Origin of the sequence: Candidatus Liberimonas magnetica, from assembly GCA_020523885.1 — a bacterium.
GTDB lineage: Bacteria > Elusimicrobiota > Endomicrobiia > Endomicrobiales > JAFGIL01 > Liberimonas > Liberimonas magnetica.
The window spans coordinates 1-16,492 of record JAJAPY010000026.1; the positions used below are offsets into that span (position 1 = coordinate 1).

The following is a 16,492-nucleotide window of genomic DNA, read 5'->3' on the forward strand; positions in this document are numbered from 1 at the left end:
AAGAACAAAATCTTACTTTTCATAAGTATGTATTGGATAAAATTATCTAATAAATGAACTATCCTGCATATGCCCTTGCCACTTCTTATACGTCTTAATCCAAAAAGCGGTCATCACAGGTATACTAACTTCAAAATGCCTAAGCAGGCTGCGTATTTTAGATTTTTATGCTTTATCCGGTATTCTTTCAATTATTTCTAATGCTTTTTTTACCCATTTCTCAACAAATAAATTAACGTTCTGACACCTTAATTTATCATAATCCAGATTGTTATTTGAATACCCCTGGCCCCCGATATGATAAATAAAAACATCGTTTGCTACCATTATTTTATACCTTGCCTGCTTTACTCTTAAACAAAAATCATAATCCTCATACCCACCCGGACCAAACCTTTCATCCAGCATCCCCACTTTCTCAATTACTTCTTTTTTTATCAACATACAAAAACCTATTATCCTGTGCACTGAAAACCAAGCCCCTGCATTCTTCATGCTTTCCAAATGGGCATATTTCTGAATCTCTAAATTATTCGCACTCCCGTCATAGGCTACTACCTGTTGGCCGACCGCATTATTAGTACACGGGCCTACCACTCCTATACACGGGTCGCTCTGTGCGCACATAAGCAGCCTCTCCAGCCAATTATCTGTCAATATAACATCATTATTCAAAAGAAGTATATAAGCGCTCTTCGCTATCTGTATTCCTTGATTATTACCCCTCGCAAAACCAATATTCGTCTTATTTATTATTACTTTCACACCCGGATCGCTTGATTGCAATTGTTCCAAATATTCCTTTGTATCGTCTTCCGACCCATTATCTACTACTATCAGCTCATACTCCGAACCTGTATACTTTTTTATCGATTCAACACACTTTTGTGTTAATTTGCATTGATTGAAAGTCAACATTATTATGCTGACTTTTATCCTCTTTTTACTTAAATTATCTAGCTTTTCCTGCGTTAACTCGTTTATTTCTATTATCTCTATGTTATCTATCTCCCTTTTTAATATTTCCTTATCGCTTGAACCCTTTGTCACTATCAAATCTGACTGCCTATAGATGTTAGACTGCACCCTCTCGCCTAAAACATACCACCCCTTTAAATCGTTGTTCTCATTTATTTCATCCTCTAGACCCTGCGCTGTCCTCATTAAAGATATATCAGGGCAGTACATTACCAGCTTGCTTTTTATCGCAAGAGACCTTATCATCTGTAGCCTGTCAAAATTATCAAATATAGAACTATAAAATATTATTATATATTCATATTCATTCTCTACCAATAACTTCTTCAAATCTATTACATTATAGTCTTTAAAATATATAACTGTTCTTTCTTTACCGATAAATGTCCCTATTAAATCTATATCGTATTCTATTTCCTTTTCTTTGTTGGTAGTAGATGTTATTATTATTAGTGCTTTAGCCATACCGCCTCTTTTTTATGACTTTTAATATTTACTTTATCCAACGTTATATATATAAAGGATAAATAATGCTTATCGTCAAAAGGAATTCAAACATGGAAGGGTTTTCCAAGATAAACTTTTTCCTTGTATTGTACCAATTTTTGCACTGTTTTTCAACAATATGTATTTTTGCATTTTTTAATAAATTGACACGAAAAATATGGCTTGGTACAAAAACAAATTATAATAACCGAATTATATTCTGCTGTATGCTAGAAGTTAAAAAATGGATAATAAAACTGCTAAAAAAGCATTACTTTTTGAAAAATCCATTTAGAAGTGCCCGTTATTCAACTAATTTATTGATAAAAATACTGGTATTATGATATAATTACCATTAATAAATAATCGAAAGGTTTGCTTTTAAATGAAAGAAAGAATTGCTCTTAAGAGCCTGCATGCACCCTTCTTTTTAAATGACCCTATTAACTACGGCAGTTCATTTTCAAGAGGTATAAAATTCCGTGTTTGTGACACGCAGTTCTTATTTATGTCCGGCACCGCAAGTGTCGACAAAAATGGAAAAACACATTGTCCTAATAATTTCAAAAAACAGTTAGAAAGGGTGTACAAGAACCTTACTGCATTGTTGAAATCAGAAAATGCCGATTGGCATGACGTGATCATGACCAGGTGCTATCTCAAGGATATGAAATATTATAAATTATTTAATAAGTTAAGGACACGATATTATAGAAAACTTAAATTACACCCTTTTCCTGCCAGTATCGCTATCCAGGCAACTCTTTGCAGGCCTGATTTATTGGTAGAAATAGAAGTAACGGCAGCCTACAAATTTAAAAAATAACCTCCTATTAAGATGAAAAAATCCATATTATTATTGTTGTTGATTTTATGCTCCCAGCTGGCATTATCCGGTCAAAACACGGTTGAAGCAGACATCCCAGACAAGGATAACCTGCTTAAGGCTGAAGAATATTTAAACTCAAATACCTCTTTAGCCTATTTAAAGACCAGGCAAAATTATTTTGACCTGCAAAATAAAGACCTGCTTAAGTTAAGCGGGGTAATAAAAAATGATAAGACCCTGGCAGAGTTGAGCCAGCTTATAGAAGGAATTATAAAAGAAAAAGAGAACGAATCGATATTTAATTTTGTAGAAGAGATTTTTGTAAACAACCTGCCTGCATCATGGAACCTGCCATTTTATGAAGGACAAAAGCACGATATATCTTTATTGTCTGCTCAAGGCTTCGGATTATTTTTCAATAATCTGAAGCTAAACTACAAATCTCAAAAGCTGCTGCAAGTCGATGCTTCATTGTGGGTCAATGAAAAAATAGCGAATACCGGTGCGGTTTTAAAAAAACAACAAGAGTTTAAAAATATCCCTAAAATAATAAGCCGGGAAAATATCAGACCCGTTATACAAACATGGTCTTATGCCGTAAAAACAACAAAAACCGATTTTCTCTACAACTCCAACGCAGAAAGACAATATATAAAAAAATATGCTGAAGGCCCTGTTTCCCCAAAGTTCTTTAAAGGTGCCGTAATATTCAGGGACGAAGACAGGGCGTTTTGCCTTGATGCTTTGACCGGTGAAGAAATATGGAGCATCGCAGCTGGCATAAAAAAAGAGGAGTTTTATCAGACATTAAGGCACCCGCACCACAATACTTCAAGCTATGACATTTTAATAGAAGATGACATATTATTTGCCGTGCTGGGAGGAAAATTAGTCGCAACAAACCTGAAAGATATCTTAAAGCCGAAAAAGCTCTGGGAAATAAATTTAGGTGAATACACCTCCGCTACGGCACCGGTCAAGTATAAGAATAACATTATTATCGGTTTAATAAATGAGAGGGCCGAATTGTGGGTATGCAGCTTTGATATTAATGATGCAGTTCTTAAATGGAGCACCTATATTGGCATTTCATCCTGCTTTTCACCGCCTTGCAATTTATTTCGGGTCGTAGATGATAAGGTGATAATAGGCACAAATCATAAGGTGCTTATTTGCTTAGACCCGTTAAACGGCGGGATTTTCTGGATAAAGGGATACACTTCTAGAAAATATGATTTATTCGAATTCTGGTTAAATGACCAGTACCTTGGCAGGTATTTTGACAAAGCTTTTATAGATTTTGATACTCAATTCATAAATAATTCTGATAATGCAATATATTATAAGCCGCGTGAATCAAACTATCTGTATGTCATCGGATTAGACGGTAAAACTCTTGACGAGCTTTTAATGGACCCAGATAAGTATTACTTGCTTACGGCTCTAAAGGATAAATTCGTATTTTTGGAGAAAAAACCCGAAAGTCAAACTGCAAAACTGTGTGTTTTAAGCACAGATAACAAAAAAATACTCGATCTGGACATAGAAGGCGGAGAATTACAGGGAGTAGTGCCTTTAAATAAAAATGAAATATTTTTTAAAACAGGAAAAACGATACACTATCTGGACATCTTTGATGTGTTATCTCATAGGGTATTCATCTCAGATAATAATGATTGGCTGGTCAATGCAAACAACGAGTCCCTTATTACCTACAATGAAGGAAAATTGAAATGCGGTATTTATGCAAAAAAAGTTGACGGAAATAACAATACTGTAAGGGGCCTGCTTAGTTTAAGAAAAGATATAATAGAAGGGCTTCAAAAAGCTGTTGATTCAAATACAGGGCCTTCCGGTGAGATTATTGATGAGATTAACGAACAAACCGTTTCTTTAAAAGGAATAACTGATTTTTTTATAAGTAATCTAGACAGAGTAAATAAAAAAGCCTGGAATAAAACCTGCAAAAAACTCTCAGAAACATTCAAGGATGAAATAATAACATTCAAGGAAACAGAGATGCGTTTTACTAATTTTTTGATCGATTCAGGTTTTCTTGAATCCGGAACAGATAAAAATATCGGATTTATCCGAGCAAATGGAAGCACACAAGTGGAGTCCCTCCGGCCGGAGCCGGGGGATTTCATGTCGCATGTATTAACAATAAATGGCACTCAAATAGGGCTTTCCCCATTAAAAGTTATCAAGGGTACTGCATTCCCAGATATTTTCCTTGCTATAAACTATGATCAATTATTAGGTGTTAATAATAAAGGCAGTATCTTGTGGGAAAGAAAATCTTTCTGCAATATTAATTTTCCTGAAAAGGAGCTCGAAACTTATCTTTATGATAATATAATCATACTAAATGACAAAGTAAATATAATAGCTATAGATAAAAACAGCGGGCAATATCTTTGGAGCAAGACCAACCATGAAACAAACAAAAAACAGTACTTTACAAATACTTTTGCTTCTAAATATACGATAGATTTTGCGGATGACAGGGCAATAGTCCTGCATAATGCAACAATTTTTAGCATAAACCCCTATACGGGATATACATACAAGGCGCTAAATATTGAAAATATAAGAGAAATAAAAAGCGATGGAAAGTTTGTATATTCAATAAGTGATGCAGCTAATAGTATCATATTAAGAACAATGAACAAAGAACTCGAAACCGTTGAAGAAGTAGAAATTGATTCCTCTGAAAAGCTGCAAAATAACGACCAGGTTAAATTTGCATTTTTGAATGACTATATTGCTATTTACAGGAATTCTAAATTATATCTGATTGACAAAACAACAAAAAATATAAACATATCTCCTCTTAGAAGCGGTCAGGTTTTTATTGACGGATTTCCTGGGAATATATTGTATGCCATTGAGCCTTATAAACAGCTGATAAAATATGATGCGGGCCGGGCGGACTGTCTCGTCTGGGCTTATTCTCTTGATAAAGGTAAAAAAATTGTAAATAGCGACCTGGGGAACTGCCCTTATTACATTGAAAAAGACCGTACCCTACTTCCTTATTATGAAGATAATAAATATTATCTTATATCGGTCAATAATGACACAGGAAAAGAACTATGGCGGAAGCTCCTTGGACACACCTCTGGGAACTACATACATTTTTCTAATTTTATAGAGATAAATAAGGATATATATTTTATGGTTTCTTCAGCCTGCAATGAAAGTGTGGACCAGGACAAGTATCCGCTGTTTAACGTTATAACACGCCTGTACGCTGCTGATTCAGATACCGGCGCAATAAAACTGGTGAATGAATTTCCGTTCATGGGCAATTATACAGGTACCCAAAGAAATATTTTATTATGTACTGATAAACTATTAGTAGCAACAACAAACGGAAACATTATAAAAATATTTAAAAGGTAATTTGAATGAAGAAACTGGTTTTAATAACAGGTTTTCTATTGTTAAATTTACCGGGAGGCGTTTTCTGCGGTGCCGTTCAGAAAAAGCTGCCGAACATCATTGTCATAACTATAGACGGGGTAAGGAACAGTGAAACGATAAATGACCCATCACATCAATTTATCCCTATTTTGTGGAATTCGATGTTTAAAGAAGGGGTTTTATATAAAAACCTTAAAGCTTTGCCGTTCACGTTCCACACGCCAGCCTATATTAGTATATGTACCGGCAAAGAATATGAATTCTGCTGGGCTGCAATATCCAGCACGTCAATATTTACCTATATAGGAGAAAAGTATAATCTGCCAAAGACAAAGATTTGGAGCATTGGCCATTATCCCAATGTTTTTTACGATGACCTTAAGCTTAAATACCCTTCATGCCTATCCTATATGTTCGGCCCGCGTAAAATGGATATCGGGGACCAATTTGTTAAAGAAAACCCGGAATTGGCAAAGGAATTTGATAAAAATGAACGGATGTTCCTTGAAAAATACATTGAGTTAAGGAAAAAAAATATCCTGGTCTGGCCTGATTGGGACAGTAATATGGAAGTACTTTACGGTTTTGCGAATAAAATAATAAATTTTTATAAACCCGTTTTTCTATATTATGTTATGTCAGAAACAGAAACCGGTCATTATGACACTTACGCAAGGTATGTATTGGGTTTAAAGGGTATCGATAAAAGGATCCTTGGAATATGGAACCTGATAAATACAGACCCTTATTATAAAGAAAATACTTATTTATTCGTGAATGTAGACCATTCAAGGGATGAAAATTATATGGAGCACGACAAGGCAATGGAAAATGTCTGGCTTTACGTGTATGGCCCAGGCATAAAAAAAGGAATAACGATAGGCAGGGAAATAAACTCTGTAGATATTTTTGCCACTCTGGCTTATATAATGGATGTTAAAACGGAAAAATCAGACGGAAAAGTATTATACGATATTTTTGAAAAAGACGGTTTACATCAATAATAGCATGAAAAAACTTTTAGTAATATCGCCAAAAATACCCCGCCCTGATTCCGGAGCCGGAGAATACAGGGTTGACCAGCTTTGCAGAAAATATTCTAAGTGGTTAAACGTATTCTTATTGCCTTTGCAATTCGAGTGGGATTCTGTAAATTATATAAACAGTTTGAAAAAAGAGAATATCAACCTGATCTTTCCAGGCCATAAAGGCATATATGACTTTCAAGGGCTCATAAATAAATACAAATTTGAATATGCCTTATTTGAATGGTTCTACACTTTAATGCCTTTTAACAATTATTTGTCCTGCTTTAAGAAAATAATCGTTGATACGCATGAACTTTATTACAAAAAATTGGAAAAGAAATCTAAAGTTCTGGCTAACGAAAGGATAGAACTGGCACCGATAAGATCAAATGAGCTTGAGATCTACTCTAAAGCAGATACCTTGATAACATTAACGCGCGAAGAATCTGTGGAATTAGCCCGGATATTCCCCAATAAGAAAATTATCACGATCCCTATCTGGATGGATAAACACAAGGAATTTGAATACCTGCCATTTAAAAACAGGAGGGATATTGCCTATCTTGGGCTTATGTCCAGGGATGTAAACCTTGATGCGGTAGGATATTTCATAGATGAAATATTCCCTATGGTGAAAATTGGAGTACCGGATATCAAATTCCATTTGGCGGGGGTTAATTCTTCTATTTTTAAGAATATCGAAAAATACAAAAAAAGGAAGGATATAGTAATTGATGGCGAAGTAGAAGACATTTGTTCTTATTTAAATAAATTCAGAGTTTTCGTTTGTCCGATGAGATTCGGTGCAGGCCAAAAGAAAAAAATCCTGGATGCTGTAGTATCCGGCTGTCCCGTAGTAACGAGCTCGGTTGGCCTTGAAGGATACAGCCTCACTGATGGCAAAGAAATACTTCTATCAGATACCAAAAAAGATTTTGCAGCAAAAGTCATTTATCTATATAAAAATGAAAATATCTGGAACAATATTTCCCAAAATGCATTAAAAAAAGTTATGAAATTGAATTTATATAATAATAATGAGATGTACTATGAAAAACTATTAAAAAAAACCGTATTCTGACTTAAAATATACAGGTATAAGTCCGTATATGATAAACAACATATCAATTTCACCTAAAGTCAGCATCATAATCCCGGTTTATAATGAAGAAGCTTCGTTGCCCATGTGTCTTGATTCCTTAATGGATATTAATTATCCAAAAGAATGCCTTGAAATTATTGTCATAGATAATAATTCAACCGATTCGAGTTCTTCAATTATAAAATCCTATCCCGTAATATATGTTTTTAAGGAAAAGAAAGGCCATAGTTTTGCAAGAAATAAAGGGTTAAAAATCGCGACCGGAGAGATAATCGCATTTACCGATGCAGACTGCGTAGTAGACAAAAACTGGGTTATATCATTTGTGAATGAATTTAAAATGTGCAGTGCAGCTTGCTGCGGCGGGAAATCATTGCCGCTGAAAAAAAACAACTGGCTGTCCGACAATTTCTATGATTTTAAAAGAAAATACAATGAATCGAAGAGTTTCAAGAATTCTTCTATAGAAAACTATTTTGATGAACCTTTATTCCCCACTTGTAACCTGGCATGCCAGAAAGAAGTGCTGGACAAGATCGGGTATTTCGATGAAAATATATTAGCTAATGAAGATACGGATTTAGTGTGGCGGATCAATTTGTCTGGTTATCAGCTAAAATACGTTGATTCTGCTTTGGTTTACCATTTTCATCAAGACAACATAATTAATACTACAAAATTAATTGCCAGATATATATACTGGCAGCATATAGTAATGAGAAAATATAAAAATATAATGAATTTGTCATTTAATTGGCCAAGTATTATTTTAACTATTCTAAAAAGCTCATATTTTGCCTTAAAGAGTATGCTTACAGGGAAGATAAGCGCATTCTCTTTCAATCTTTTCCATGTTTTCTTTTTACTTATGTTGATGCTGACAAAGATTTATGAAATTGCTGAACTAAAGACAGGCAAAAATATGACTTTTGCCCCTTTAAATTTTGTTCCGGCAAGTATTCTGTGGAGATGGGGATTTGACGGGAACATAAAAATATTTGATTTGAATAATAGAACAGGCTATAACCTGTCTGAAATCGCTTCAAAAGTGTGGGTATTATTTATAAATAATACCAGGATAGATGAAATTATCAATATTTTGCAGGAAGATTATGATATAGATACAAATGAAATAAAAAAGGATGTTTATGATTTAATTCTCGATTTCAAAAATAACCATCTTATTCCAAATTTAATAAAATGATTTATTTTATAAAAGTTATCTGAAAAGGCTATCATAGCTCTATAAAATATGATACAAATAATTTTTATTTTTCAAATATCAAATATCAAAGTTATTGTTTTTTAATGAATTATATTGTATAATAGATTAAAAGTAGAAAGGAATTAAATAAACTATTATTTCATTTTGCAATAGAGGAGGAATGTCATGGAAAAGAAAAATAACGAAAAAAAGAAAATGTATAAAAAACCTCTCTTGAAAAAATATAAGCTTGGCAATAAACTTAGTGTCAGCCCAACTATGTTTTTGACAGCTTGCTAAGTTCAATTATTAAAAACCTCTACAGCCCCTTGTTGTTAGCATTATAATCTTCTATACTGCTGGATTTATAACTACTTAAAAAGGCTCAAACTATAAATTAATAACCTATTTAGATGCCATTTATTCAACTAAATAGGTTATCTTTTATATATTTATGCAATGAAAGAGAAATTATTAGTTATTGGTTCCCCTGATAAAAAGCACCAGCCTTTAGATTGGTTATCCAAACATTACGAATTATATTTTATTTATCATTCGAAGGATTCTTTTTCTCAGGACACCAGCGAACTTTTCCTTAATAAATTGGGTGTGCACATCGTAAAAAATACCCGGTCCGACCTATTGCCTTTGCAGGAGTTGTTTTCAAATCATAAGTTTAAAGCCGTTTTGATCTTCGAAAAGAACTGTATCTACCTGAAAAAGTTAATAAGAATTATTCGAGTATATTCAAACTATATAAAAATAGCGGTTTTATCACACAATATTTTTCCCGCCTTTTACAAGAACAGCCGTCATATAGAAGATTTCATAGAAGAACTGAAAGCATATAAACTGTCTTGTTATGCTTTGGCTGATTGTGTTTTTGCGGGCACAAAAAAAGAAGTTAAAGCGCTAAAAGATGTTTCTAACAAAATAAATGCCTCTCTAATATTAAAAAATAAATTAATTCATTTCATAGATGGTTCCCGCCAACCCGATGCATCCAGGATAAAAGAATTAACAAGTATTATTATTCCTTGCTTTAATCAATTGTTTTATACTAAAAAATGCCTGGAAAGTATCAGGCAAAATACTAATCTCCCGTACGAAATAATAACAATAGATAACGGATCAAAAGACCGAACACCGGAATACCTTGATTCTTATCCAAACATTAAACTTATAACCAATAAGACCAACCTGGGTTTTGCCCCAGCGTGTAATCAGGGGATAAAGGCCGCAAAAGGCAGCTTCCTAATAATATTAAATAATGACACGATCGTTACCCCCGGCTGGCTTGAACGGCTAATCACCTGCGCTCAAAGCGATAGATCCATAGGCCTTGTAGGCCCGTGCACTAATATTACTCATGGATTCCAAAAGGTCCAGAGCATTCACTTTACAAATTTGAAAGAATTATACCGTTGGTCAAATATATTTTGTATAAATAATTATGGAAATTGGTATAATGTACTCTGGTTAAACGCTTTTTGCATCTTAATAAAACGAGAACTAATTAATAAAATTGGTCTATTCGATGAAAATTTTACGCGCGGCGGGTATGAAGATTATGATTATTGCATCCGCGCGAGAAAACTAAAATACAAATTATTTTGCTGTAATGATTCTTTTGTTTATCATTACGGGACCAAGAGTTACTCAAAAAAAGATAACTTCAACAACCTTGTAAAAAATTCAAAGGTCTTTTTAAAAAAATGGGGCATCGATTATTTTGAATATCTGCGTGACACGGTCTGGCATAGTTTTTCTAATATCAAATGAGCGTCACATATAACCAGTGCATTAAACATACTTCTCGGCTTTTTAATTATTTTATGATTCAAGTGACCATTTAAAAGCAATTTAATCTCCACAAAACCCATAATGTATAAAACTATTTCTCTTTTATCCGATAAATTTCTCAAATATATTAAAATATACGTGTTCAAATTGGACAGCATGCACCGTCGACTTAGATTTCAGAGATTTGAAATAGCCCTGGTTGTCATTCCTGCGAAAGCAGGAATCTATATCAGCGAAAACTTTAAACACTGGATACCCGCTTTCACGGGTATGACACCTAATTCGGACAGCAATGATATTAAAACATTAATAAAAATGGTGTATATGGCCACGCAATTTCAGGAGATATGGTGAAATGAAAGTTGCCCTTACTATATGCCCATTCTTCATGTGTGATGAGCCTCCTTTATCTATTTACCTTCTTTCATCTGTACTTAAAAAGGCCGGCCATGATGTGATTAAATTCGATTTAAACAAGATCTTCCAGCTTGAATGCAATAATATTATTAAATACTTTGATTCATACTTTTTAAAGCAGCTGGGAAATGAAAACAACTCCCTAAAGTTTATCTCTGAAAACAGCAGTATTATTTCAAAATATGTTGATAAAATACTGAATACAAAAGCAAGGGTTATAGGTTTTTCAATTTATGAGCCGACTCGTGTTTTCAGCCTTGATATCGCGCGCAGGATTAAAGAGATCGACAAGAACAGAATCATTGTCTTTGGGGGCCTTGATTGCAATATTATGTCAAAATCCTTCATCAAGGAGCCTTTTGTAGATTATGTTGTGGCAGGAGAAGGCGATGAAACGTTCCCTGAGTTGCTCACAAAAATCGAAACAAGTTCCGATGTCAGCACGTGCAAGGGTATATGGTTTAAAAAAAGAGCAACTCCTTTCTTTACAGGTAACCGGGCTTTGGTTTCCGATCTAGGTTCACTGCCATACCCTGACTTTGACGGTATTTTAAATTTATACAAAAGTAATAAAAAGGATGCCCTGCCGATCCAGGCCAGCAGAGGGTGCACAAAACAGTGCATTTTTTGCCAACTTCCCTATTATCAGAAAAAATACAGGCAAATGAAACCGGAAAGGATAATTAACGAGATCCTTAACCAAAGTGCAAAGTATAAGATAAGTCTTTTTAGCTTTGTTGATTCCAATTTAAACAATGACATTGAGAACCTGAACCGCTTTTGCGATTTGTTGGCTGCTTATAATATGGATCTAACGCTAAAAAACATTAAAACTAAGAAGAAAGCTAAGGGCCCAAAAAATATATACTGGAGTGGCTATGTGACGATCGGCCGAGAAATAACTTACGAACTTTTAAGAAAGCTCAAAATATCAGGTTGTGTTTGCCTGACTTATAGTATTCAATCAGGCTCTAAGCAAGTAATTAATGATATGAAGATACCTTATTCCATACAAGCTGCAAAGTGTATTTTAAAAAACGCTCATGATTTAGGAATATTTAACCATATCGATATAATAGTCGGATTTCCTACGGAAACAAATAAGGATTTTGAGGAGACCTTGAGGTTCGTTGAGGATGTAGGGCCTTTTGTAACAAATCTGAACGTGCGGTTTTTCGCAATTCGAAACGGTTCGTTTTTTTGCGAACATCCCGAAAAACATGGAATTACAGAGAAAGAAAGCCATTTTTTTTGGCGATCCCAGAATAACAGAAACAATTTTAAAGAAAGATATGAAAGATATAAAAAACTATGCAAACTAGCAAGTAAATTTAAAATATTTATTTGGCCTCCTGAAACAGACGCTAAACTGCTTTTTAAAGAATATGATAAAAATACTTTAATAAATATGAGGAATTCATAGTGTGAAGGTCTCTCTCGTCTTATGCCCTGTATGGGGTTCCAGTTATCCTTCCTTGACTCTTGCTATCCTGTCCGGAGCTTTAAAAGCTAAAGGGCATAAAACCAGTCTTTTCGACTTTGATAGAATATTCTTAAACAGGAATTACGGCGGAAGGCATAGTGATTTATGGTTAAATTATAATATGCTGGTTAGAGACGAATCTTATTCTGAATCTTTTGTTCTGCATAACGATATATTTTTAAAATTTGCGGCAAACAAAGTATTGAAAAGTAAAGCGAAAATTATAGGTTTTACAATATATAACTCAACTTATAGAATGAGCCTTGAATTAGCCAGACTATTAAAGCGCCTTGATTCAACTCTCATTATAATTTTCGGCGGGCCGGAATGCACATATAAAGGAGAGTCATTTATAAAAGAAGAATGCATCGATTATGTGGCGGTAGGCGAGGGAGACCATACTTTGCCCGAACTAGTAGAAATTATAGAAAATAAATCTGATGTATCAAAATGCGAAGGCATATGGCATAAGAATGAAAAAGGCGTATTTTATACTGGCAACCGGCAGCCAATATCCGATTTAAATTCTCTGCCCTATGCAGATTTTGACGGATTAATCGGTTTATATAAAAATGCAAAGGATAATATTCTGCCGATTTTAGGCAGCAGGGGGTGCATTAACAACTGCGCTTTTTGTAATATCAACACTTTGCACAAAGGCTATATACGAATGAGCGCTGAAAGAATTTTTAATGAACTAAAACAAAATTATCTTAAATACGGCATTAATCATTTTAAATTCCATAATAGCTTAATAAATGGGAATATAGAAACATTGGATAAATTTTGTGACCTTATGATCGCTTACCGTTTGGAGTTATTGGTAAATAGAATAAAGTCATGCAAATCTAGCCCTAATATTATTTCTTGGGGCGGAGATGCTATTATTAAGCCTGAATTAACATCTGCCTTACTGCACAAAATGAAAAAAGCAGGGTGCAACACATTAGAGTTCGGAATTGAATCAGGGTCACAAAAAGTCCTGGATGACATGAACAAAAGATTCCTGATAAAAGATGCTAAAAATGTATTAATGCATGCATATGAAGCCGGGATAAAATCAAGCATCTATATTATTATAGGCTTCCCGACTGAAACAGAGAGGGATTTTAACAAGACCCTTGAATTTATTAAAGATGTAAAATCTTATATTTACAATGTATCGGTCGGTAAATCTTTTTGTGCTATAATAAGGGGTACCGATTTGGACAAACACCCTGAAAAATACTCTATTTCCAGCAAAGAACATGATATCTTTTGGATTTCAGACAGAAATAGAAATACATATTTTACAAGACAAAAGAGATATAAAAAACTGTGTAGGTTCACAAAAATGCATAATATCCGTCTTGTACCAGGCCAGAATAAGGTAAAAAAGGATACAACTTTTCTAGTAAAAGATTATTTTAAATACTCTAATAAAATCAGTTAATGGAGGCAGCAATGACAACAAAGTTTAACTTAAAAAGCAAGATAGCCTTTTCCGAGAATATTGTATGGCGTGAAGTCGACAAAGAAGCAGTGATACTTAACCTTTACAACAACAAGTATTACACGCTAAACAAAATGGGGACAGATATTTGGAAAATGTTCAGAGATCAAAATACAGTTAAAGATATTCTGGATAAAATTGCAGAAGAATATGATGTAAATATTGACGGTGTGGCTAAAGATGTTGAAAAAATCATTAAGGAATTATGCAGAGAGGAGCTAATTGAAATTAAATAATTCCTGCCTATAAAATGCAAGGCTTAAAAAGTCACATGCAAAAACAGCTCTCAATCGATTCTAAAATGAAACCAATTAAAATAGCTGATAGCATAAACGATATGCACTCTGAATTAAATGCTTCCAAAGGCCTTTCAATCCACAAAACTGCCGGCAGTAGTATGCTGTTTCTAATATCTCCCGGAGACAATCTTATCATTAAGAACGTCAATCCTAAATTAATTAAAATTGGAGATATTATTGCCTGGAAAGACCCCTATTGCAAGGATGCCAATATCGCTCATAGGATTATTTATAAAACATTGAATAAAAACGGGGCCTTATTTCTTACAAAAGGCGATTTTAATTTCCTCCCGGATAAAAAATACGTCGCCCAAGAACATGTCCTAGGCAAAGTAGTTGTTATAAGAAAAATATTCCCAACAACAGACATAAACATTGAAAAAGGCTTAGGCCAATTGATGAGTTATTTATTTTTCTTGTTGACAACGGCGATTAAGTTGCTGCTGCTGCCTTACTTTGCTTTTATCTACTCATATAATCTATTCCATGACACCAGGAGAATAATTCACTTATACACGGATAAGTTGTTTAATTACAATATAGTAATTGATATAGATAGCTGGATAAAACAAAAACAAATGTTCTCCCCATTAACGGATTCCCCCGGGATAATTCAAGGAAGAAAAATAGGAGACATTAGTTTTGGCAGTGGTTATTCCGAAGAAGCCATGTCTCTGATAAGAAATAACATCAAAGTTGAATGTATCGATATTTCCGAAATACACACTTACAGTGATAAATTTGAATATCTCATTGCATCAAATAATAACCCTTTCTCCTTTTTCACATTATCGCACGATTATATACGGTCAATTTATAATGCTGTTAAACCCAATGGCAGTTTGCTTTTTACAATTATTCGCGCTTATAATGGTCTTGACAAAAAAGAAGTTACTGTGATAGACAGATTTTACAGAAAATTCATAAATTTAATTTACCATATCGATATGCCGATAAATAAAATAGTGAATATATTTGTTATGGCCGGCTTTAAGAATATAGCTTATAAAACCGAAGATCAGTTTTACTATATACATGCTACTAAATAACTGTCTAATATGCCGCCGCTCCGTTAAAAATCAGTAGATATGATAAAAATTGTTTGGGATTTCAGCTGTTATTGTGATTATAAATGCGAGTATTGTTTCTACACCGGCTCTGGCTGGGACAATATAAAAGCCCTGCATGGAAAGGATAGGCTTGCCCTGGAATTGGATGAGCTATGGAAAGCGGTCTATGAAAAATACGGCTCCTGCAAGATTTACTTTACAGGAGGGGAACCGTTTTTATATCCGGATTTTGTAAACATAATAGCAAAAATCAGCAATTATCATAAAATACATATCACCTCCAACCTTTCACAAAACCTGGATATTTTCATAAAAACTATCAGTCCGGACAAAGTCTCGTTAAATTCGACTTATCATCCATTATTTACAAACATAGAAGATTTTTCGAAACAGGTCCTGAAGTTAAAAAATGAAGGGTTTGTATGCGGAGTATGTTACCTGGCGCACCCTGTGCAGCTGCGTGAAATGCTCAATTACAAAAAATATCTGAAAAAACTTGATATTGATATGGCTGTTACTCTTTTTGATGGAAATTATAAAGGGAAAAAATATCCTAAAGATTATTCAAAGGACGAAATACGATATTTGAATTATGTTACTTCCTGGGTACCTGGAACGGGAATATACATTTCCGGCACAGCTGAAGAAAAGATAAGAGACAATCTAAATGCCGCCACTTCAAATTCACACAATCTGTGTAATGCTGGATATAAATATGCATCTATTAAATTTAACGGAGATGTAACGCCTTGCGGCAGGCTAGGTGAGCAGATCCTTGGCAACATTTACAAAAAAGATATTTCTTTGTTTCTAACCCCGAAAGAATGCCCGTCGAATTTTGATACCTGCAAAGAATTTGAACATACAAAATAATA

At 34.0% G+C, this 16,492-nt stretch carries 12 protein-coding genes; 11 read left to right on the forward strand and 1 reads right to left on the reverse strand.

Translation table 11 applies throughout. The features are described from left to right. Positions 1-165: 165 nt before the first annotated feature. Positions 166-1,443, reverse strand: coding sequence for a glycosyltransferase family 2 protein (locus LHV68_13260; GenBank protein MCB4792831.1), 1,278 nt, complete (start codon positions 1,441-1,443; stop codon positions 166-168). Between the two features lie 406 nt (positions 1,444-1,849). Between LHV68_13260 and LHV68_13265 the strand changes: the two genes are divergently transcribed. From LHV68_13265 to LHV68_13315, 11 genes are all read left to right on the forward strand, one after another. Next, positions 1,850-2,290 (forward strand): RidA family protein, encoded by a 441-nt coding sequence (locus LHV68_13265; protein ID MCB4792832.1) that lies wholly within the window; start codon positions 1,850-1,852, stop codon positions 2,288-2,290. A gap of 12 nt (positions 2,291-2,302) precedes the next feature. Beyond that, on the forward strand, positions 2,303-5,698 hold the full coding sequence (locus LHV68_13270) for a PQQ-like beta-propeller repeat protein (GenBank protein ID MCB4792833.1): 3,396 nt from the start codon (positions 2,303-2,305) through the stop codon (positions 5,696-5,698). A 5-nt stretch (positions 5,699-5,703) separates the two neighbouring features. After that, positions 5,704-6,723, forward strand: coding sequence for a hypothetical protein (locus tag LHV68_13275; protein ID MCB4792834.1), 1,020 nt, complete (start codon positions 5,704-5,706; stop codon positions 6,721-6,723). Between the two features lie 4 nt (positions 6,724-6,727). Continuing rightward, positions 6,728-7,828, forward strand: a complete 1,101-nt coding sequence (locus LHV68_13280) for a glycosyltransferase family 4 protein (protein ID MCB4792835.1) — start codon at positions 6,728-6,730, stop codon at positions 7,826-7,828. A gap of 28 nt (positions 7,829-7,856) precedes the next feature. After that, positions 7,857-9,053 (forward strand): PqqD family peptide modification chaperone, encoded by a 1,197-nt coding sequence (locus LHV68_13285; GenBank protein MCB4792836.1) that lies wholly within the window; start codon positions 7,857-7,859, stop codon positions 9,051-9,053. 459 nt (positions 9,054-9,512) lie between these two features. Beyond that, positions 9,513-10,835, forward strand: coding sequence for a glycosyltransferase family 2 protein (locus LHV68_13290; protein ID MCB4792837.1), 1,323 nt, complete (start codon positions 9,513-9,515; stop codon positions 10,833-10,835). 376 nt (positions 10,836-11,211) lie between these two features. Beyond that, entirely contained in the window at positions 11,212-12,696 is a 1,485-nt protein-coding gene (locus LHV68_13295; protein ID MCB4792838.1) for a B12-binding domain-containing radical SAM protein, read from the forward strand. 1 nt (position 12,697) lies between these two features. Beyond that, entirely contained in the window at positions 12,698-14,188 is a 1,491-nt protein-coding gene (locus tag LHV68_13300; protein MCB4792839.1) for a B12-binding domain-containing radical SAM protein, read from the forward strand. Positions 14,189-14,199: 11 nt separating this feature from the next. Next, positions 14,200-14,484: a PqqD family protein gene (locus LHV68_13305; GenBank protein ID MCB4792840.1), complete on the forward strand. Its 285-nt coding sequence runs from the start codon at positions 14,200-14,202 to the stop codon at positions 14,482-14,484. Positions 14,485-14,549: 65 nt separating this feature from the next. Next, positions 14,550-15,596 carry a signal peptidase I gene (locus LHV68_13310; GenBank protein ID MCB4792841.1) on the forward strand — a complete coding sequence of 349 codons (1,047 nt, stop codon included), beginning with the start codon at positions 14,550-14,552 and terminating at the stop codon, positions 15,594-15,596. A gap of 39 nt (positions 15,597-15,635) precedes the next feature. Beyond that, positions 15,636-16,490, forward strand: a complete 855-nt coding sequence (locus tag LHV68_13315; GenBank protein MCB4792842.1) for a radical SAM protein — start codon at positions 15,636-15,638, stop codon at positions 16,488-16,490. The last annotated feature ends 2 nt before the right edge of the window (positions 16,491-16,492 follow it).